This is a genomic window from Paenibacillus sp. NPDC056722 (assembly GCF_042790635.1).
In the GTDB taxonomy this organism is placed as follows: domain Bacteria; phylum Bacillota; class Bacilli; order Paenibacillales; family Paenibacillaceae; genus Paenibacillus_AQ; species Paenibacillus_AQ agri.
Genome location: NZ_JBHTYV010000001.1, coordinates 43,217 through 62,812 on the forward strand (window position 1 = coordinate 43,217; position 19,596 = coordinate 62,812).

A 19,596-nucleotide genomic window follows, 5' to 3' on the forward strand; every position below is an offset into this window, starting at 1 on the left:
TTCTGCTAAAATTTAGTTGATATAGATATGCCTCATGAACAAAGGAGAACAGAAAATGAGAAGACTCGTTCTATTTCTTCACGCATCGCTTGACGGTTTTGTAGAAGGGCCGAATGGTGAAATGGACATTGGTTGGGTTTCCTACGATGCTGATTTGGAAAAACATTCGAAAGAAATCCTGAGTACTGCCGACACTGTCATTTGGGGACGTGGGACTTATCAGATGATGCACAGTTACTGGCCATCTGTGCCTTTGAACCCATCAGCTTCGCAGCATGAACGGAATCATGCCGAGTGGATCGAAAAGACAGCCAAAATCGTTTTTTCCACGACGCTGGAGAAAGTCGAATGGAATAATTCAAGACTCGTGAAAGAAGATGTTGAGGAAGAGATCAATAACCTCAAACAGCAGCCAGGCAAGGATATAGTCATCCTCGGCAGTCCTAGGTTTGCACACCACCTTATGCAGCTTGATTTAATTGATGAGTATAAAATTACGGTTTCTCCCGTCCTGATCGGTAAGGGATTGCCGTTATTCCAAGGTCTCAAAGAGAAGATCAATCTTAAATTAATCGAAAACAAGACCTTTGATTCTGGAGCCATAGGTCTCGTTTACCAAACGGTAAGAGGATCTGAACAAAGAACTAAATAGGAGAAGGCTTCGTTTCGTACGTAATACAGCAATTACAACATATTCGTCGTGAGGGAGGATAACGTCATTTTTCTAACCTTCTAAATATTTAAAATCCACATCTTAGTGAGCATGAGTAACCTAGTGGGATACCAAAAATAAAAAGGATATGGCCTCTCAATACGACATACTAAAGACAAAGAGACTAACCAAAGACATCAAAGGGATTATAACCTTTACTTTGGTAGGTCTCTATTTGTTTTGACAGTTCGTTGAATGAGATCGAACCGGCGGTGGCGGCGTTTGCTTTGGACACCGAAGCCATTTAGGAATCAAAAAAGGATATGACTTTCTGCAGAAAGGCATAGGAGAAGTAGAAATACATTCTATCCCAAACGGGCTCAGCTTGCATTAGACGGCTGAGCCCCGTCTGAAATAGAACTCTTCTGGGTTGTAACTTTATTTTGAAAGCTGAATGGAACCAATCAATTCATTCAACTCGGACTGTAATTGCAGATGGAGGTTCTCTACGATCGAAAAATCTGTGGCCGCAACATAGTAAGCCTTTATTTTAGAATCGATGGCTTCGGCCTCCGCCAGATGTGAGGTGGCCTCTTTCATTTTTGCCGAGTAGCGTGCTTTGATACCGGCTATTTCGGCAGCATGGGCTTCATCTGTTCCAGGAGCTATTGTCCATGCATACATATCTAGGATCTCATCCCCATCCTGATCTGGAAAGTATTCATGAGGAGCTGTACTGTCGAAGATAGCTGTTCCAAGTCTCGGGAATATCAGCATATCAAGACTGTTCGGATCAAAACCGCAATGAAACACTTGGACTTCAATTCCTTTCGTTTCGGCAGCGGAGGCAAGCTTTTTCAGCAGAGTCGATTTGCCAGATCCCGCCCTTCCTTTGATGAATATCCGTCTTTCCAGCTGAGCGGTTAAGCTTTGAATAAAATCGAAAGCCCCCCTCGGAGTCGCGGCTCCGAAAAACAAGTGACGCGGAGCCGTTGGCGAATCGCTTTCATGATCGGCGTATAATTCTTGAATCAAATCCTGCGCAATCTGATCGGCTTTTAAGAAATCCATGTTTTCGATATAAATTTTTTCCCATTCGTCATGAATCCGCAATGCTGTTGCGAACGTTTCATACGTTTTTGAATAGGTCCTCCCAAGCTCGCCTCTAAGTTCTTCTATCGTTCTGTTGTGTTCCGGTAAAATAAGACTGTTATCAAACGCTTCCCCGAAATGGATATAGATGATTTCACAGGCCCCGATATCAGAAATCCCCTTACAGACTTGCCCGTCGACAATACCAACCTTCAATTCCGTTAAAATAATGCCATCGAGTTCTTCGGGACGGAGAGGGGAGTGGAAGCATTGCACATGCAAGCCTTTATCCAGCAGACTATCCGCCAAACTTTGAATGACCGTCGATTTCCCCGTACCTTGGGGCCCCGTAAGGACGAATATCTTGTTTAGCCCATCAAATGCGGATTTATACAAGAAATGAGCTCCGTGCGCAGTGTTGCCTTGGGCAAAATAGTGAGATGATTTTAATGCCAACTTGAAACACTCCTTTGTGCCTATTCCGATTCGCAAAGATTGCAGAATAAGCATGATTGGGATAAGTGCCTATTCAATTGTATATTCTGCATTTTAAAAAGTGGTGTTCGTCCTCTCCAATTTTTTCTTTTTTTGTTGACGTGACTACAGAAGATTATGACGAACGTAGTATTAAATACTTGAGCCGCTGCCTGCACTTAGTTGGTTTTTAGAGTCGGAGGGTTTCAAGTCGATCGAACAGAACCATTATGGAGCAGGAGGAAAGCGAGCGTCGGCAAATTGAGTTATCTGGAAATACCTTTAACCCTAGTATTACGAACTCTATTTGCTAACTTCTGCTGCTTCCAGGTACCCTCTGAAATATTCGAAGATAATAAAACTGTAGGGGACAAGCCGGGGACCTTACAGATGCAGATCTATGTAGCGGATACGCGTCGCATTTCATTGAGCTTCGCATGCGGTCAGGCGGAGTATATACTCGGAGTCATTGCTATTGTTATTTCCTTTGTCCGCAAACCACGAAAAGATTGAAGCGGCGGAGACAATAATGAAGGAAGCTGAAAGCACCTCAACAAAAGTATAATAAAACAAAATTGAGTATTATTAGATCTGTCTCCTAATATGATTAATCTGCCGATAGGGAATCGATCGTGCGGATCAGCGGATTTCATGTTAGAAATTATTATTTATCTTTAGTAGGTGCCCGCAATGGACCATTGCTCTTATCTCACAATGAGAGTGGAAAAACGGAGTGAAATAGCAGAAAGAGACGGCAGACTCAGGGCTGTCGTTTTTTGTGGTATATTATTCCCTTGAAGGATTAATATGGATAGTATAATATCTATATCTATATCTATATCTATATCTTCCTGAAAGGAGAGCTTTACCCCGAATGAATATACTTTTCAAAAGAGCACTTTGTATGTTTTTGGTTGTATCCATGCTAATTATTCCAGGTCTAACCCAAACTTCCTATGCTTCTGCTGAGGATGTTGTTGTTCCCAAAGCTTTTATCCAAAACGTAAAAACAAATCTTCCTTCTCTTTACAGAAAAGAGTACAAGACTTTATCTAAAAATGAAGCTAAAAATCTAAACGCTTTACTGTCACTGGACCGCAAACAACTCTTGCATGCCCTTGCAGAAGTAGCAGGAGAGTCCCAAACATCTCAAAAGATGGTCGTAGACTTCTTTTCACGTTATTTAATGAAGGACTATGTGTTATTTCTTAATGAACTCGAGCCTTATCCGACAGCAGACAATGCCAAGCGAATCTCGGCATACAAAATGCTGCTCGCGATCACTACGCCCAATCAACAAGCGGTTTTAGAGAAGGAATTGGCTGAGAATAAAAATTTCCGGGTTAGATGGGCAATTTATTATCTTTTTGTTGATAAATACGGAGACTCGGCTGTAAATATGTTTGTTAAGTTTATCCCTACTGAAAAAAATCAAGGCATTCGAACCCAAATGATCAGGTTTGCATTTGAAGCCGGAGACCGGAATCCGGAGCTGCTGCGCATAATCGTACAACCTTATCTTAAAGTAGGGGGGAGTAACGCCAAGAATGTATATATTAATTCACTGATCCTTGTTAACCTCGATCAACATGAATACAGAAAAAAAATATGGTCTAAATACTTGATTTATAATCTGGATGATCCGGCTTCCGCCAAGTTATGGAAAGACCTGGGTTGGCGAGCAGGGGATTTTAAAGAAATATTCAAAGATGATCCTGTTGTTATGCAGCGATTAGAAGAGATGGAACCTACCATTTATTACGAAGATGATTATGTTGATGAATTCCAGAGTTGATTAGCAAGCGTTAATAAATTACGTTCCTCGTATGACTTAAGAAAGGATAGCCGCTCGTAATGGAGTCAGCTATCCTTTTTTGGTATACATCGATGTGGTCAAACTGTATGCGAAAGTGCGTGTGGTTACATTATTCGTACTCGTATCCGAGCTGATTGGCACGTTCCAGTAGGTCCTCAATATGCTCTGTAGATTCCGAAAGCGTATCAGTCAACAGCTCGACACGGGATTCCTTCATTCGGGCGTAGCCAGCGAGAATAACATTGAGATAGTGTGTCAGCGTTTCTTCACGCTTGTATTTGGACATGTGCTCCTGATCTCCTCCAGTCAGGCAGATCCATAGCACTTTCTTTCCTTCAACTTTTCCGAACAAGCCAAGGTTCCATACTTTATCCAAGTACCCCTTAAGCATCGAAGGTACACTATACTGCCATAATGGAAATACAAAGATAAGAGTGTCTGCAGCCAGAATTCGGTCCATTTCCTTGCGGACCTCGGGCGTGTGGGCTTTGTCAGGATTATACCATTCCCGCTCGTCCTCCAATGTATATATGGGATTAAAGCCATCTTGATGTAAATCGAGCAGATCTACCTCATGGTTATTCTTCTTCAAGCCTTCTACAAAACGCTGCATGACCTGATGTGTGAGAGAATCCTGGCGAGGGTGAGTGACAGTAACAAGAGCTTTCATGAGTTAACGACCTTCCTTTGTATCATATTTTCGGCTGCTTCTAGGCAAATCAGTAGTCCATAACCGGTTACAGGTGCTATTATGGATGAAATACAACTTAATGTGAAGAATGCACTTTTAAGTGCAGTAGGTACTTTGAAGTCTATTAGTATATTTTTTATACTGTTAGTGAGATAGGAGTGTTGGTTACTTGAAGAAGTATAACAATGGTATGGATGTCGCACTGGAGATTGTCGGGGGGAAGTGGAAAAGTAGCATTTTATATCATTTGGACAACGGCAAGAAGCGTACCCATGAACTGAGAAAATTAATTCCCGACATCACCCCTAAAATGCTAACACAGCAGCTTCGTGAGCTCGAAAAGGATGGTATTATCCATCGGATTGTACACTATGAGATTCCTCCCAAAGTGGAATATGAAATAAGCGAATATGGTTTGAGTCTAAAAACAGTACTGGAAAGCTTTTGCTCATGGGGTGAGAGTCACATGGAGAAAATTAATGGAGACCGTTCAGTTTTCTTAGAGAAGTAATAGACATCCATCCAGGATCTCGTCACTCATACAGGAAATCATAAAGGAAGCATGTATGATACCTTCGGCGATAAAAAGTCACTGGCTGCTTTATCATCAATACTGCAGTTGAGCTGGCCAAGCACGATGCGGAGTCTAAAGAGTGGGTTCTAACGGAATGGGCTCGGTTAGAACTTCTATTGTATGATCTTATTGTAGCCGGACAACAATCGGGCGAGCTCTCCAAAACGCTAAACGCAGAGTGGTTATCACAATATTTTAATAAAGCCTTGGTCGGAATTCGTGTGATGGTGAAGTCGATAACGGACAGAGACAAATTTAGATTGATGTTAAGAAAAGGAGCTCATACGGGCAGTAAAGCTGCCTATTTTTATTATAATTTTGGAACGTTCGTTCAAAAAAGTGAATCCTCAAGGCTGCTGATGGACAAGAACTTGATCTTATTGCCGATTTGATGAACATCTCTTACGGTAGCTGGTAATTCAGGTTGCGCATTGCTTTTCTTACTCTTATAATTAACATATGATCAATCATTCATATATAATATGTAGGAGTGATATGTATGAAAACCCATTTTGAAAAGGGCTGTCGAATGCAGGGACTGGAAGTTATTTGCTGCACTACATGTAAAACAAAAATTCATTCGGTGACTATATGAACAACCGCTGGAACAGAATTATCTATAAGCTTTGGGCTCCTTTGTATGATCGGCTTTTCAATTCAGGTGCTTTTGCCAAGGCGCGGGTAACGGTACTATCCGGACTTGATTTAAGACCAGATCAGCGTGTATTGCTGGTTGGAGCCGGAACAGGTGCGGATTTACCTTTGATCACAGGTTTCGGCCTATCGATCACTGCCATCGATCTTTCTCCGGAAATGCTGGCTGAAGCCCGCTCCAAAGTCATGGAAGACGAAAGGATCACATTTTTAGAAATGGACGCGCAAAATCTTGATTTTGAGGACGAATCCTTCGATGTTGTAATTGCAAACCTGATCTTATCGGTAGTACCGGATTCGGAACGGTGCATGCAAGAAATCGTTCGGGTAACAGGGGAGGGGGGGAAAATCGTTATTTTTGATAAATTCGCAGCAAATGGCCGTTTATCTCCGATTATGAAAGCACTCCGTCCATTGACATCAGTTCTCGGAACGGATATTGGCCGGGATTTTGACCTTTTGTATCTTCCCCATCAGGAGCGCGTGCACATTACCGAGGATCGACCACTGCTGATGCGCGGGATGTATCGTAAAATTGTACTCAGGAAAGCAAAAGGCAGTCTTACGCCTTGAATTGTGGAAAGAGCCATTTCAAAGATGAATTCTTACTTTCTGGAAATTTCAATAACTCGATATCAAATAAAATTGGAAGAAAGTCAACTCTAGCTATGAGGTTATTCGAATTTCGGAAATTAAGTGATGCTATAAAATAAGATTGCTCAAAGTGATTGCGGAAATACCTTAAATAAAAAAGCCGATTTGCTCTAAGTTAAAGAGAATCGGCTTTTATTAATTTAGATATTAATTTTCTTAGCTTTCATCTATGAGCATTTTGCATAAGCTCCTCATGTCTAGTACGTACTCTTTTATACTTTAATCTCTTTGAACAATACGATAGTCTATACTAATATCACCACCATTCGGCGTTGGTACAGCTTTAAATTTATATTCGCTACTTAAGGAACCCACTGGAGCACTAATGTGGCCACTCTTACCTGGTGCGAGAGTTCTTTTCTGATCTCCATTAATTGTGATTCTCACGCTTACATCCCCAGTATTTTTAATCCAGAAGTTTACTTTTGCCCCGTTACTCTTTTTTAATGGGTATGTAGCCTGAAATTCAGTTCCTGAAGAACTACCACTTTTAGCTGCATAATCTTTCGATGAACTTTCAGTCGACTCCGCAAAGACAGGTATAATACTAGTTCCAGCAATTAGGAAAACTACCAGAGCAGATGATACTACTCCTTTGAAAACGGACTTAAGATTCACGATCAAGCACCCCTTATTATATTTATTAGAAACAAAATCCTCTTCTATAATATTTTTGTATTCATCATATTATATATATTAGATTTAATGATATAGTAAAAAAATACCTGAGTCCAAAAGAATATCTGATCGATCAGTTGCTCAACAATCAGAAGGAGATTCCTTTTTATCATTTATCAATGGATGATTTTTTTAAAAATTACAATGATTTTATTAATAATAAATTTCCAGATGAACCTCCAAAGGAAATAGATCATCAAGTTGTCTCACAAATAGTTGATGATTCCATATTCTCAGTGTTCCATTCGACAATTAAATTGTTATTAGAATTTGGTTTTAATGTAATAGTAGATACCATAATCGACAATGACGAAAGGTTTAATGAGTTTGTTGATCAATTTTTCGATCAGCCTACGTTATTTATAGGTGTAATATGCTCGAAAGAAGAACTCATAGAAGAGAGCAAACAAGAGGAGATAGACGGATTGGACTAGCAGCTTCACAGTTTAGCAAAGTATATTGCTTTGATGAATATGACCTCGAAGTAAATACGGAAGAGATGAATCCAACAGAATGTGCCGAAAAGATATTAAGTTTGATAAAGTCCAATAAGGAATATACTGTATTTAAGAAGTTACGTAAAAAAAACAACCCAAGTTGAATTCTGCTAAAATGTAGTTAATGTAGACATGCCTCATGAACAAAGGAGAACTGAAAATGAGAAAACTCGTTCTATTTCTTCACGCATCGCTTGATGGTTTTGTAGAAGGGCCGAATGGTGAAATGGACATTGGTTGGGTTTCCTACGATGCTGATTTGGAAAAGCATTCGAAAGAAATTCTGAGTACTGCCGACACTGTCATTTGGGGACGTGGGACTTATCAGATGATGCACAGTTACTGGCCATCTGTGCCTTCGAACCCATCAGCTTCGCAGCATGAACGGAATCATGCCGAGTGGATCGAAAAGACGGCCAAAATCGTTTTTTCCACGACGCTGGAGAAAGTCGAATGGAATAATTCCAGACTCGTGAAAGAAGCTGTCGAGGAAGAGATCAATAACCTCAAACAGCAGCCAGGCAAGGATATAATCATCCTCGGCAGTCCTAGGTTTGCACACCACCTTATGCAGCTTGATTTAATTGATGAGTATAAAATTACGGTTTCTCCCGTCCTGATCGGTAAGGGATTGCCGTTATTCCAAGGTCTCAAGGAGAAGATCAATCTTAAGCTAATCGAAAACAAGACCTTTGATTCTGGAGCCATAGGTCTCGTTTACCAGACGGTAAGATAACCTTGTTACTTAAGGTGATTACGCTTACGGGGAATGTTAGTGGAACGACAACAGCGGCAGTCTAAGACTTTGTTTTCATCAAACAAAATGAACCGCTAAACACATATCTGGCAACATCCTATTATAGGATCTGAACAAAAACTAAATAGGAGAAGACTTCGTTTCGCACATAATACAGCAATTACAACATATTCGTCGGAAGGGAGGATAACGTCATTTTTCTAATGTTGTTTTTGCTAGACATGCACTCTGGCGGGAATGGTCGTTGAATCAACCAGTGACACTTAATCTACTACTTTACTTTCTTAGTTCAATGGTGGCTGAAGAGGGGGTTTACTGCTTCAATTTTTTAGGTTGCGATTATTTAGCACATGGATGGATTCGAATGTGACGCTGCAGCGTCGCCGGTGCAGGTAGAAATTTCCACTAGGATGCGCTTTGCAGATGGAGTGCTAGCGTCCGAACCAAGCCATCGGTTGACTTGTTATCATTACTGAACGTATCCAGCAAAAAGCAGGCAGCATTTAAAATGGGTCTGCTTTTTTTGAAGGTATTGAAATATTTGAAGTTATTGAGTTAAGGCATATGTTGCAAAACCGAGAGCCACGAAACTAATGAGCATGACTAACATAAAACCCAATTCGGTAAGAGTAACAAAACAAAATGTCTGGTCATTGGATTAGGCTTTTTTGTCGTATATCAATAGGAAAAGGGGACGTGAAGGCTGCGATAGTTGGTCAACTTGCATTACTTTACAGGCAGGTTGAAGCTCGTAAATGTGGACGTTAATGCCATTTTCAAAACACCTCTTCGTCAAATTTGTTTGTGTTCATTTATGCCTTCGTTTATATAGACGACAGCCGATCCGGGAAATCATCGGTCTCATGGATTCGGAAGCATAAATTTTGAAAAATAATTTGGTATTGAGTTCGGATACCAGTCATTCCCGTAAGGTTGCTTATTCTTATTGTGCAGGGATAAAGATTGAACCTCTCTAAAAAGGAATTCTCTTAATATATGACAATTAAAGAATGGGTATCGAGTGACGGAATGAGGAACGGTATGCAAACTAATGATAAAACTGAAGTGCAAAAAAAAAGCATGATCACATAGGGCATATCCATCCAAAGAGGCGTTAATGTGAAAGGTGGGAAGTGGAAGTGAATTATACAATGACGTGTCAATAAATCAAAAAAACCGCATCCAGCAGTGCTTTCAATAAAATATGTTCTTGTCCCGAGCAAAGGACTAGTATTGCAGAGGTTGTAACGTGTGATTGTCTTTTGTCGTTGTGCTCATTAACAGTTTACCGGGCGGCAGCAGGGTTGGGGAACCCTGATCTGTACGTCGCTGGAAGGGGAGTAGGGGGACAACTGGGGAAGGGGCTATCGCCCAAGCCAACGCCAGCATGCTGACATATACATAAAAAGAAGCACTCATATAAAAATGCAGATACGAATGTACACTCAGAAAGAGGATGAAGCATATGGCGGAGATTCCCAACTTTCCCCAAAGGCTTATGGATGAGCATGCCCGATGGCATATGAGCCATATGAATCGGGACGTGCGTCCGGGCGATGGCATTTCGTTCCTTCGGTTTCATCGAAGTTTTTTGAGAAAAGCCCTGCGATGGTATAAGGCCCAAGGGCTCAATCTCCAAAGAGTGACGCCATGGTCCCGGATCCCATCGGCTGTCAAAGCCAGCCCCGGCTGGGACAGCCAGCTGCAGGAAGCCGAGGACCGTATCGTGGAGCGTATGGGCTCGTTCAAGTCCTCGGATGAACTGGGCCGGTTCCTGCTGACGTCCTCGCTCCACGACTCCATTCATGTCCTCGGCTCGGAGGTTTACGGAGACCCAGATTTCGGAGTCATCCATAGATCCCCTCGAAGCACCCTGTTCTATCGCTGGCATGGCCTGATCGAACGATGGTGGAGGAAGTACCAGCAGTTGAACAAGAGCAAAAAGACACAGACCAAGAAGACACAGACCAAGAAGACACAGACCAAGAAGACACAGACCAAGAAGACACAGACCAAGAAGACACAGACCAAGAAGACCGCTCGGTGAGCGGTCTTCTTGGTCTGTTTAGCGGGCAGTGCGCATTGTCACTAAGAAGGTCGGGCCGGACGGGAGCGTGATAGACATGAATACTTTATTATCGTTGGGAAATCTCGTCCGAACATCGATCGAGTCTTTAAGCTCCCTCGGGAAACGAAAGTTGAATGTACACCGCTGCAGTCGGTCATGTGATCATCCAGTGAAGTACACCAAAACACAATAAACAAGGAGCAAGATCCACGGAGATCTTGCTCCTTGATCTACATTTAGGGAAGAAAAATGAATCTTGGCTGCGACGAAGACTCAAATGTGGGATAAACTTCATAAGAAGAAAAACAACTTAGTATTTAAGTGAGGAGAACAACTCATAAACAAACCAATATAATGTGGCTCATCATTGTTGGTGGACAGATATCGGTGGACAAGAACATAGTCCCATTGACGGTTTGATAATTATCTAAATATGACTTTAATATGACAACAAAATCGCTATGCGGTGAATTCAACAATAACAGGTTATTGTTTTGAGCAAGATTTACTTAATAAAGAAACGGTTCATCGGCAGGTTATGGACGTGGCAACCAGAACCTTGGAAAAGTTAAGAGAAATGGATTCCTCTCTCGCAATGGAATTAGCTCCTCAATTTAAGTCCGAACCGAAATGGGAAGGCTTTTTAAGCTTTCTTTAACCAGAGATGATCAAATCCCAATTAACAAACGAGGGAGCGGTGTACGTCGGCTTGTTCTTTTGAACTTCTTTCGAGCTGAAGTCGAACGTAAGCAAGCGGCTGCAGGCGCTTCAGGGGTAATTTATGCTATTGAAGAACCCGAAACAGCCCAGCATCCAAATAATCAAAAAATGCTAATAGAGGCCCTTTTAGAACTTTCACAAACTGAAAACTGCCAAGTGATGATTATCACTCATGTACCGGGGCTTGCAGGACTCCTTGATGTTAAAAATCTTAGATTCATTGAGAAGGATGCCGCAGGTAATAGACGAATTACCCATCATGATGATGCGGTATATCAAAGGATTGCCGATCAGTTAGGCGTCATTCCAGACCAACGGGTTAAAGTGTTTGTGTAGAAGGGCCACATGATATTCGGTTTTTGAAGCATGGGTATTCCAGAAGTCCATATTTACGACCGGGATGAAGGTGCACTGCCAAAATACATAAATGAAGTGAATATGGTTAATAGCAGACACAACGGTTCGATCGCTTTTTACACCAGCAAAAGGGAAATGGAGAACTACCTGATTGTCATCCATATATATCTATGAAATCTTTTACTATGGATGACAATCAGATATTTATAGGTGATTTTTATTATTCAACTCAATTTAACTAAGAACTGTATAATAATAGTGTAAATACATTCCAAACTGTTGGTCGACATTTACGAAAGAAAGTACTATGGAATCATTCTAATTGCATAAACAATTTTGGTAGTACTAAAAAATGATGTGGAAGACTTTCCTTATATTTGTCCATACGCTTATGCTTATGTTAACTGGCGTAAAACACTTTTAAAGACTGAACGTTTTTATCGTTCCAATATTCGAAGCAATGATGTAGCCCGAAGTGGAGGACGATTTGGATATGAGCTGCTTACTAATACAATAACTGATGACATCAAATTGTTATTGGAAGAATATGTTCTTATAAGTAAGGGGAAACGGGTAAATAAAGATACATTGGAGTGGATTCAAGAACAATGGTCATATTATATAAAGAAGCAATGATTATTGAAAACAGCTCCAATTGAGTTGTTTTTTTATGCCCAGAATAGGGGCTTTGTCGACAATGGGACCATGTTCTTTTCCACCGACAAAACAATTTTTAAGTCAATGGGAGGACTAATTCTTACTCACACACATATGTACAAAATACGGGTTTTGTGAATATGTACTATAGAAACCATGTTGCAAGCCGAGTTATTAATCTATATTGTCCGTTGATAAGAAAATTAAACTTATTGCATCAAGACTATTCTATTCATCAGACTTCTCATCTTTTCATTAGTTTAATTAATGCTGGTTTCCAAAGGCTGCTGAGTATTTCCGGATCAACTTCTCAATGGATCTCGTCGTTAAACGCCGGCTATTACTTTACGGTATACAAAAAAAGCTAATGCTCTGATTTTTCGTTATGAATCTGCTGTCCAGATCCCAGCAAGCTTTCCAGATTCAATAAAGCTTGCTGACTAAATTATACATATTATTCCTTGTTTTCTTTATGCAGTACGTACACTTGCCCTTGTTCATATCCAAATTCTCAATATTAATACCCTATACTTTGGGTAACTGCAATCCGGATCCAAGGATGGAAGTAATTAAGCAAATCCGTATGTGACAGTTTAGATTTGTGACGATCTTCCCCTTCCACAATCTTCAGACAAAAAAAGGCGAATCCCCCGTAATGTAAACGCTTAATTAAGTTATTATTTAGAGTATTAATCCTCCTTGAGTAAACCATATTGATGAAATTTAGCTCCAAAGTCAGTAAGTCTGATTCTACTTCTGCAGAATCTATCGATCCCTCAGAATAGATTGCTACATCTCTCCTAGCTAGAATACCTTGTGCTCTTAACTTTTGGAAAATGTTAATCCCCACTCCTTCTTCTCTTTCAAATTTGAAGACTCACTCTAGTAAAACAAACGCCGCGAAGGTGTTGCCTGCGAAAGCAGACATACCGCCCACGGCGTTTTGTTTTGATCAGTGCACTTGTTTCGAGACAGCCGCATCCTGGGCGTTGAGTTGGGCGATCAGTTTGTCGCCTTCGACGTCCAGGTTCGGCAGGATGCGGTCCAACCATTTAGGCAGCGCCCAGGCCTTGTCTCCGAAGAGTGCCATGACCGCGGGGACAAGTGCCATCCGCACCAGGAACGCATCGATCAGGATGCCGATGGCCAGCGCGAAACCGATTTGTTTGATCATAATGTCATGTGTGAAAATAAACCCGGCGAAAACGGATACCATGATGATGGCGGCAGCCACGACGACACGGCTGGCTTGGCCATAGCCGTGGATCACGCTTTTCACGCCCCGATGCCCATGGACGTGCGCCTCGCGCATGGATGAGACGAGGAATACCTGGTAGTCCATCGCCAGACCGTACAAGATCCCGGTTGCCATGATAGGCATGAAGCTCATGATCGGTCCACCGGTGTCGAACCCGAACAGATCGCTTAACCAGCCCCATTGAAACACGGCGGTGGAAATGCCGAACGTCGCCAGAATGCTGAGCAGGAAGCCTACTGTCGCTTTGATCGGCACAAGAATCGAACGGAAAACGAGTAGCAGAATGATAAGCGATAGGATGACAATGATTACGATATAGATCGGGAACACTTCTGCCAGCTTGGAGGACATGTCGATGTTGATCGCCGTGAACCCCGTCACTCCGAGGGTCACACCGTAGGTTTCCGCAATGCTCGAATCGGCGGCGCGCAAATCCTGCACGAGATCCCGGGTCGCCGTGTCCGTCGGGCCTGTCTTCGGAATGAGGCTCAGAATGGCAATGTTACCTTCCTGGTTCAAACCGAGCGGCGAGACGACTGACACATCCTGCACCTGCTGAATATCCTGAACGAGACCACCCAACATTTTCGGGGAAATGGTACCCGTAGGATCTTTCGGTTCCGCGACAATCAGCAGCGGCCCGTTGAAGCCTTCTCCGAAGCCCTTAGATATCGCGTCATAGCTTTGGCGTTGAGGCGTATCCAGATTCGCGGTCGATCCGTTGGGCATGCCCATTTTCATTTCGGTGGCCGGAATCGCCGCAAAACCGAGAATGGCAATCACGCCCAAGATAACCAGCCAGCGGTATTTGACGACGCCTTTGACATAGCGGTCCGCGACGCCGTGCTTGTTGGTTGGCTTGGAAGGGGTTTTCTCGCGCGCTTTGCGGGAGCAGATGCGTTCCCCCATCAGACCTAGCAGCGCCGGCAGTAGCGTGAGCGCGATAAGCACATTGAGGAACACGGTCACCGAAGCGACGAGTGCCATCAGGCTCAGGAACGAAATTTCGATAACGAGTAAGCCGCAGAGAGCGATGATAACCGTCAACCCGGCGAAAAATACCGCGCTTCCGGCGGTGCCGACCGCTCGGGCAGCTGCTTCGCGAGCCGAAAGTCCCTCATCCAGAATAAGGCGGCGCTGGCGGTTGACAATAAAGAGCGCATAGTCGATGCCGACGGCCAGACCGATCATCAGCGCCAATACCGGCGTAATTGAGCTCATGGTGACGAAGCTTGAGATTGCGAAGGCGCCTCCGACCCCGATCGCCACGCCGAACAGCGCGACTACCAGAGGCAGACCGGCTGCAACGATGGAGCCCAGCGTAACGATGAGTACAATGGCGGCTATGACTAAGCCGTAGATTTCGTTCGTGCCGACCGGGATGTCTACGACATTCAGTGAGTCGCTCGGCAGCACGGCTATGCCGGGATCTTTCTCGACTTCCTTGACCGCTTCGACGACCGAATCCGTGACACCTTTCGGCAAGGAGGTTTGCATGACGGTAAACTGGAATTGAAACAGGGCGACGCTGCCGTCGGTGGCGATCAGTACGCCGGGCACCGGCACGCCGTCGATCATCAGCGGCATGTAAGGAGGCATTTCAGCGGGCGCCAATGCCACTGATGCTCGCGTGTCCTCGCCGCCTTGCGTGGCTTCTCCGCTTTGAGCACCTTCAGTTTGTGTCGCTGCTTGAACGCCCTGGCCTTGGGCGGCAGCGGCGGCTAGCTCGGCGGGGTTTATCACATATTCCAGCCCATAGACTTTGTTGATCGCTTTGGTGATTTCCGCCAGGCGCTCAGGCGTATCGAGACGCTCACCTTCTGCAGCGGCGAATACGACGCTCGCTTGGCCGCCCGCCGCTTCCGGGAGCTCCTGAACCAGCTTGTCCAGAACCTTTTGAGATTCGGTGCCCTCCAGCTTCATATCCGAGCTGACGTTAAGTCCGTTGACGCCGATCATCGCCACGACGATGCCCAGAATCAGAATCCAGCTCGCAATGAAGGCCCAGGGCTTCCCGTAGGCGGCTTTACCTATTTTGTAGAGAAACGTTGACATAACAGTATGGCACTCCTTTTTTATCTGAGATCAGAAGCCGTTGCGCAAATAGCCGAAGGTAATGTCCAAATATTCGCTGAAGGTAGCCGCGTCGGGCGTTTCCTCGGGGGAGTCGCCAGGCAACAGGATCTGGAGACTTCCGTCGATAACGGGGAGGATCGCTCCGTATACCGCGCCTATGAGCAAGTGGCTGTATCCTTCCGAATAACGTCCTTGAAAATGACAGCTGATCGTCTCGCGGGCCGCCGTTAGCAGCCGGCGGAAGGTGCTGAGAATATACGGCTCTAACGTGGGATATCGTATGGATAACGACATCAGGTCGCGCATTCTACGGAACAGCTCTGCGGTGAACTGCGCCTTCAGCCAGTGGTGCAGCACATCCAGTGGTGTGGCGCTCTCAGGCAATTCCGTCATTATTTCTTCCGCGCCGGCCATATCGTCAGAAGGGAAAGCAGCCGACGCGACGGCTTCCTCCTTGCACGTAAAGTGATTGGCGAACGTCCTGCGAGAATAACCGGCGCGCTGGGCCACTTCGTCCACGACAAAGCCGTCCAAGCCGCGTTCGAGCGCCAGCTGAAATGCCGCCTCCGATAAGGCGTGGGCTGTGGCTTCCTTTTTGATATAGCGCAAACTATGCTTATCCATTGATTTTTACACCTCTCTCTCATTGGGATGACAATAACTTAACACATTATTGCCCATAGTGCAATTATACTCAAAGAGCATTAATGCTCAATGTGCAGTTTTCGTATGACCCGGCCAACACTGCGTCCACAACGATCTCAGGGTCATAGAGCGAAGCTGACTTCTTCAATCTCTGGGGCATGTCTTGCACACTTTCATGGATTATCACCTCGTATTCGTTTTATAAATCACGACAAAAAGACACGTACCCTAACGGACGTGTCTTTTGATGACCCGGGAATGCATCGCACGCATGCAGAAGATCGTGGCCTTGCGTCCCAGTCTTTCGATCCAGTTTGCCATTTCCTAATAATTAAAACGACAGTTTTGTCAGATCAATTCCTTGAGGGAAAGTTTGTTCAAAGTAATCTTTTCTTTCATATAAATCATACCAAGCTTCTGCAATGACATCTGGATCACCTTCTGTACCTGGCTGAATCAATGTGCCAATGGAGAGATGTCCGACAAATATGCCTTTTTCCTTTAATTCATTGTGAAGATTTGTTGCATAGTTGCGAAGACCTGACATGGTAATTCCTACATTGCCGGTAAATGGCATAGGGAACATCGCGGATAAACCTGTTGTAAAGAGAATCGCTCCTGAACCACTATTGATCATGTCTGGCAATACTTCGTTGACAGAAAGAATGACTGGCAGTAAATGACTACTTACTTGTTCCATTACATCTTCAGGTTTTGTTTGTAATACATGCCTAAATATTTCAGGTCCTGCATATGGGCTAAACTCCAGCACATCGATATGACCAAAATCTTGTTTAATAGCTTGTAGCACTTTTTTCAGAGCGATCAAATCCGCGATATCCGCAACATAAGACTTCACTTCAATATTTTTCTTGTTAAGCTCATTTATGATAAGGGCTAATTTCTCAGGATTGCGCGCAACTGCAGCTACCTTGAAGCCATTCTCCCCGAATTTTTTAGCAAGGGACAATCCTAACCCTGGACCCGCACCAATTATTGCAATAGTTTTCATCATGCTTTAACTCCTTTCAGTAATTGAACTGTTTGGTTATAAAGCGTTTGAGCATTTTCTTTATCAAAAGTTTTCATCGCTAGACTTACTTCTTTCCACACTTTATAAGCAGATAAAGAAGCTGTAGGCGGATTTTCAAGCAAATCAATAATCGGAAGAACCGCTTCTTCTACCGGTCTGCCTACTGTTTTATAAAGGAGCTTCGTAATACTCCTTAACACTGGATTTTCAATGGCATCAAAAGTGCCAGCGGTTTGGACAGCCCAAGGGTTAAAGAGAATATATTTTACCTTTCCAATAGTATCATTTTGGGCAAAGGCTACACCTAGTAAGTCGTTTAATCGGCTGCCGTGATATTTCGTTTTTCCACCGTTGTAGTTCCTCTTGTATTGGATATCATCCAGGTTAACTGTTCCGTTCATTCCTGGAGCACACACATTAAGGATCACAGGGTTAAGAGAATTTTCCAAAACATCTTTTAAGCCATAACTAAGAACAAATCTGCTCAAATAAGATAGACCAAAGCTAAACTCAAAGCCCTCTTGGGTTTCAGAATATTCTTTTCTGGTCTTGTGACTGGTTGCACATAAAACAATCTTATCCAATGAATTGAACCTGCTTTTTATTTCCTCAATAATGCGCTTATTTTCTTTGACCAAACTCAAATTTGCTTGAAGAAAGAAAGCCCTCTCCTTTGCTCCTGACTGTCTAGCCTCTCTTAAGAAGAGTTCCCCTTTAGCAGATGAACTGCCGACCACTATTACACGGTCACCCTTCTTTAAGAAGTGTGTAGCAACTCCTTTTCCGATACCATCCGTTCCGCCTGTTATAAGTATTGTTTGCATCCTCTATTCTCCTCATTCGTTACAGTTTATTTAAAAGCGACTATCGCAACAAATATCGCCAAAGACTAATTACGCATTTTTCTGTGACCAAGAAACAGAAGTAAACACAACACGAGAAGCACCTAGGGCATAACGATAACGTCAAATCCTTGATGGGCTCTAATATGCGTTAAAATGGCCCCAGTCATGACCACGACCAACACTGAACTGAATACAGGGACGAGCTTTTTCTTCCAAAACCCTAAAAGTAATCCTACTACTGCGAGAATTTCTATTGCCCCTACCGCATACATGAACCCTGTCCCAACTCAATTGTATATTCCCTCCTTTTATGATATGTTAAAGCAACAGTGTTACTTTAATAAACATACACCGAATGACTAAACAGAACAACCAACAATAAAGCTGAAATGTTGCTATAACATCAGAAATGAAAAAATGTCAGCATAGGGGTGAAGAACTTGGGAACAAAAGTGAGGAATATACGAACAACTCAAACGAAGCAGTCTTTGATTAGTGCGTTTGTTAATCTGGTGAATGAGAAGGATTTTGAAAAAATAACAATAGCCGATTTGACAAAAGGAGCGCATGTAAATCGAGCTACATTTTATGCCCATTTCAATGATAAGTACGAATTATTGGATTACATCGTAAATGAATCTGCTGCGGCTGTTATTGAAAAACACACATCAGAAAATATGAAATTCGATAAAGAATACATTCATCAGCTCGTTCTAGCTGTGTGTGATTATCATCAACCACCAAATTTTCAATGTCGCAGCAGTTATTTTAGTTTAATTCCGCAATTGAAAGATAAAATGTTAATAGAGTTGAAAAAAAAATTATCAAAAAGTTTAGATTTAACATACGCAGATATAGAGAAGAGTTTTTATGTACCGATATATGCCAACATTATCCTTGAGGCTGGTTACTTATGGGCTACTGGGCAAGTTGAATTTGACAAAGAAGAAGTAGCCAAGAAAACCTCATTAATAATACTAGGAGAATAATCTTCCGGAAAATAAGTTTTCAACGAGGAGCGTTAGTTCTAGATCTCTTCTACCAGAAAAACTTTAGTCCGAGGTGATTTAATACTTACTTCTACGGCTCTTCACTGGTTGGTTGTGCCTAACTTGACTAGGCGCACATATGTAAAAAAAGCGGTTGATTTTATCAGTCAACCGCTTAAGATACCTTGGTAAAACCATCCCCTTTTTTAATTGAGATCTATCTTCAATTACCCTCTAGTATTCCATTCACCATGAAACCAGGCATTAGATAGGCCGGGCAACTAAACTGTGAAAATTCAATTATAGTTTTCAACCGCTATCCGATGTACCGGCATATCCTCTCTGGTTATAAATTTCAGACGATTTCATAATGATGTTTTCCCGTATCCTATCCCCTTTTTTCATGAGA

The 19,596-nt window shown here is 42.9% G+C and carries 17 protein-coding genes, 2 pseudogenes and 1 riboswitch; of the genes and pseudogenes, 10 read left to right on the forward strand and 9 right to left on the reverse strand.

The annotated features are described in order from the left end of the window. Positions 1–55 precede the first annotated feature (55 nt). Entirely contained in the window at positions 56–652 is a 597-nt protein-coding gene (locus ACFRAM_RS00225; protein ID WP_379463874.1) for a dihydrofolate reductase family protein, read from the forward strand. Between the two features lie 438 nt (positions 653–1,090). On the opposite strand, the gene ACFRAM_RS00230 is transcribed toward ACFRAM_RS00225, so the two are convergent. Continuing rightward, positions 1,091–2,200: a PRK06851 family protein gene (locus tag ACFRAM_RS00230; RefSeq protein WP_379463876.1), complete on the reverse strand. Its 1,110-nt coding sequence runs from the start codon at positions 2,198–2,200 to the stop codon at positions 1,091–1,093. Positions 2,201–3,122: 922 nt separating this feature from the next. On the opposite strand from ACFRAM_RS00230, the gene ACFRAM_RS00235 reads away from it, so the two are divergent. Next, a complete protein-coding gene (locus ACFRAM_RS00235; RefSeq protein WP_379463878.1) occupies positions 3,123–4,013 on the forward strand; it encodes a hypothetical protein in 891 nt (296 codons plus the stop codon). Between the two features lie 130 nt (positions 4,014–4,143). Here the strand turns inward: ACFRAM_RS00235 and ACFRAM_RS00240 are convergent, their stop codons facing one another. Next, a complete protein-coding gene (locus ACFRAM_RS00240; protein ID WP_379463880.1) occupies positions 4,144–4,704 on the reverse strand; it encodes an NAD(P)H oxidoreductase in 561 nt (186 codons plus the stop codon). A gap of 211 nt (positions 4,705–4,915) precedes the next feature. Here ACFRAM_RS00240 and ACFRAM_RS00245 point away from each other — a divergent pair, with 211 nt between their 5' ends. The 3 genes from ACFRAM_RS00245 (at position 4,916) to ACFRAM_RS00255 (ending at position 6,526) form a co-directional block, all read left to right on the forward strand. Then, the gene (locus ACFRAM_RS00245) at positions 4,916–5,236 is read left to right on the forward strand and encodes a winged helix-turn-helix transcriptional regulator (protein WP_379464718.1); all 321 of its coding nucleotides are present in this window, start codon (positions 4,916–4,918) and stop codon (positions 5,234–5,236) included. 113 nt (positions 5,237–5,349) lie between these two features. Next, on the forward strand, positions 5,350–5,691 hold the full coding sequence (locus tag ACFRAM_RS00250; protein ID WP_379464719.1) for a hypothetical protein: 342 nt from the start codon (positions 5,350–5,352) through the stop codon (positions 5,689–5,691). Between the two features lie 199 nt (positions 5,692–5,890). Next, positions 5,891–6,526 carry a class I SAM-dependent methyltransferase gene (locus ACFRAM_RS00255; protein WP_379463882.1) on the forward strand — a complete coding sequence of 212 codons (636 nt, stop codon included), beginning with the start codon at positions 5,891–5,893 and terminating at the stop codon, positions 6,524–6,526. Positions 6,527–6,826: 300 nt separating this feature from the next. Here ACFRAM_RS00255 and ACFRAM_RS00260 read toward each other — a convergent pair whose 3' ends face one another. Next, positions 6,827–7,225, reverse strand: a complete 399-nt coding sequence (locus ACFRAM_RS00260; protein WP_379463884.1) for a hypothetical protein — start codon at positions 7,223–7,225, stop codon at positions 6,827–6,829. Positions 7,226–7,362: 137 nt separating this feature from the next. Here ACFRAM_RS00260 and ACFRAM_RS00265 point away from each other — a divergent pair. From ACFRAM_RS00265 to ACFRAM_RS00280, 4 genes and pseudogenes are all read left to right on the forward strand, one after another. Further along, positions 7,363–7,886: pseudogene (locus tag ACFRAM_RS00265) on the forward strand (phosphotransferase-like protein). 56 nt (positions 7,887–7,942) lie between these two features. Beyond that, positions 7,943–8,518: a dihydrofolate reductase family protein gene (locus tag ACFRAM_RS00270; protein WP_379463886.1), complete on the forward strand. Its 576-nt coding sequence runs from the start codon at positions 7,943–7,945 to the stop codon at positions 8,516–8,518. Between the two features lie 1,486 nt (positions 8,519–10,004). Then, positions 10,005–10,586: a hypothetical protein gene (locus ACFRAM_RS00275; protein ID WP_379463888.1), complete on the forward strand. Its 582-nt coding sequence runs from the start codon at positions 10,005–10,007 to the stop codon at positions 10,584–10,586. 651 nt (positions 10,587–11,237) lie between these two features. After that, the gene (locus ACFRAM_RS00280) at positions 11,238–11,663 is read left to right on the forward strand and encodes an AAA family ATPase (RefSeq protein ID WP_379463890.1); all 426 of its coding nucleotides are present in this window, start codon (positions 11,238–11,240) and stop codon (positions 11,661–11,663) included. 1,630 nt (positions 11,664–13,293) lie between these two features. Here ACFRAM_RS00280 and ACFRAM_RS00285 read toward each other — a convergent pair. The 6 genes and pseudogenes from ACFRAM_RS00285 to ACFRAM_RS00310 all read right to left on the reverse strand — a co-directional run bounded on the left by ACFRAM_RS00285 (position 13,294) and on the right by ACFRAM_RS00310 (position 18,470). Beyond that, on the reverse strand, positions 13,294–15,654 hold the full coding sequence (locus ACFRAM_RS00285) for an MMPL family transporter (protein ID WP_379463892.1): 2,361 nt from the start codon (positions 15,652–15,654) through the stop codon (positions 13,294–13,296). Positions 15,655–15,684: 30 nt separating this feature from the next. Continuing rightward, positions 15,685–16,068 carry a hypothetical protein gene (locus ACFRAM_RS00290; protein ID WP_379464757.1) on the reverse strand — a complete coding sequence of 128 codons (384 nt, stop codon included), beginning with the start codon at positions 16,066–16,068 and terminating at the stop codon, positions 15,685–15,687. A gap of 66 nt (positions 16,069–16,134) precedes the next feature. Continuing rightward, positions 16,135–16,299, reverse strand: a pseudogene (locus ACFRAM_RS00295) (TetR family transcriptional regulator); the annotation flags it as partial. A gap of 264 nt (positions 16,300–16,563) precedes the next feature. After that, a riboswitch (cyclic di-GMP riboswitch) is annotated at positions 16,564–16,649 on the reverse strand. A gap of 2 nt (positions 16,650–16,651) precedes the next feature. Next, entirely contained in the window at positions 16,652–17,335 is a 684-nt protein-coding gene (locus ACFRAM_RS00300; protein ID WP_379463894.1) for an SDR family NAD(P)-dependent oxidoreductase, read from the reverse strand. Then, positions 17,332–18,177: an SDR family NAD(P)-dependent oxidoreductase gene (locus ACFRAM_RS00305; RefSeq protein WP_379463896.1), complete on the reverse strand. Its 846-nt coding sequence runs from the start codon at positions 18,175–18,177 to the stop codon at positions 17,332–17,334. The genes ACFRAM_RS00300 and ACFRAM_RS00305 overlap by 4 nt, the downstream gene beginning before the upstream one ends. A gap of 122 nt (positions 18,178–18,299) precedes the next feature. Then, positions 18,300–18,470, reverse strand: a complete 171-nt coding sequence (locus ACFRAM_RS00310; RefSeq protein ID WP_379463898.1) for a DoxX family protein — start codon at positions 18,468–18,470, stop codon at positions 18,300–18,302. A gap of 168 nt (positions 18,471–18,638) precedes the next feature. On the opposite strand from ACFRAM_RS00310, the gene ACFRAM_RS00315 reads away from it, so the two are divergent. Next, positions 18,639–19,187, forward strand: coding sequence for a TetR/AcrR family transcriptional regulator (locus ACFRAM_RS00315; RefSeq protein WP_379463910.1), 549 nt, complete (start codon positions 18,639–18,641; stop codon positions 19,185–19,187). Positions 19,188–19,596: the final 409 nt, after the last annotated feature.

What these genes read in the sequence shown, in the direction of transcription:
- ACFRAM_RS00225 (WP_379463874.1), top strand. Translation starts at nt 56, where the DNA reads ATGAGAAGACTCGTTCTATTTCTTCACGCATCGCTTGACGGTTTTGTA.
- ACFRAM_RS00235 (WP_379463878.1), top strand. Translation starts at nt 3,123, where the DNA reads ATGTTTTTGGTTGTATCCATGCTAATTATTCCAGGTCTAACCCAAACT.
- ACFRAM_RS00240 (WP_379463880.1), bottom strand. Translation starts at nt 4,704, where the DNA reads ATGAAAGCTCTTGTTACTGTCACTCACCCTCGCCAGGATTCTCTCACA.
- ACFRAM_RS00245 (WP_379464718.1), top strand. Translation starts at nt 4,916, where the DNA reads ATGGATGTCGCACTGGAGATTGTCGGGGGGAAGTGGAAAAGTAGCATT.
- ACFRAM_RS00255 (WP_379463882.1), top strand. Translation starts at nt 5,891, where the DNA reads ATGAACAACCGCTGGAACAGAATTATCTATAAGCTTTGGGCTCCTTTG.
- ACFRAM_RS00270 (WP_379463886.1), top strand. Translation starts at nt 7,943, where the DNA reads ATGAGAAAACTCGTTCTATTTCTTCACGCATCGCTTGATGGTTTTGTA.
- ACFRAM_RS00275 (WP_379463888.1), top strand. Translation starts at nt 10,005, where the DNA reads ATGGCGGAGATTCCCAACTTTCCCCAAAGGCTTATGGATGAGCATGCC.
- ACFRAM_RS00280 (WP_379463890.1), top strand. Translation starts at nt 11,238, where the DNA reads ATGGGAAGGCTTTTTAAGCTTTCTTTAACCAGAGATGATCAAATCCCA.
- ACFRAM_RS00285 (WP_379463892.1), bottom strand. Translation starts at nt 15,654, where the DNA reads ATGTCAACGTTTCTCTACAAAATAGGTAAAGCCGCCTACGGGAAGCCC.
- ACFRAM_RS00290 (WP_379464757.1), bottom strand. Translation starts at nt 16,068, where the DNA reads ATGACGGAATTGCCTGAGAGCGCCACACCACTGGATGTGCTGCACCAC.
- ACFRAM_RS00300 (WP_379463894.1), bottom strand. Translation starts at nt 17,335, where the DNA reads ATGATGAAAACTATTGCAATAATTGGTGCGGGTCCAGGGTTAGGATTG.
- ACFRAM_RS00305 (WP_379463896.1), bottom strand. Translation starts at nt 18,177, where the DNA reads ATGCAAACAATACTTATAACAGGCGGAACGGATGGTATCGGAAAAGGA.
- ACFRAM_RS00310 (WP_379463898.1), bottom strand. Translation starts at nt 18,470, where the DNA reads ATGTATGCGGTAGGGGCAATAGAAATTCTCGCAGTAGTAGGATTACTT.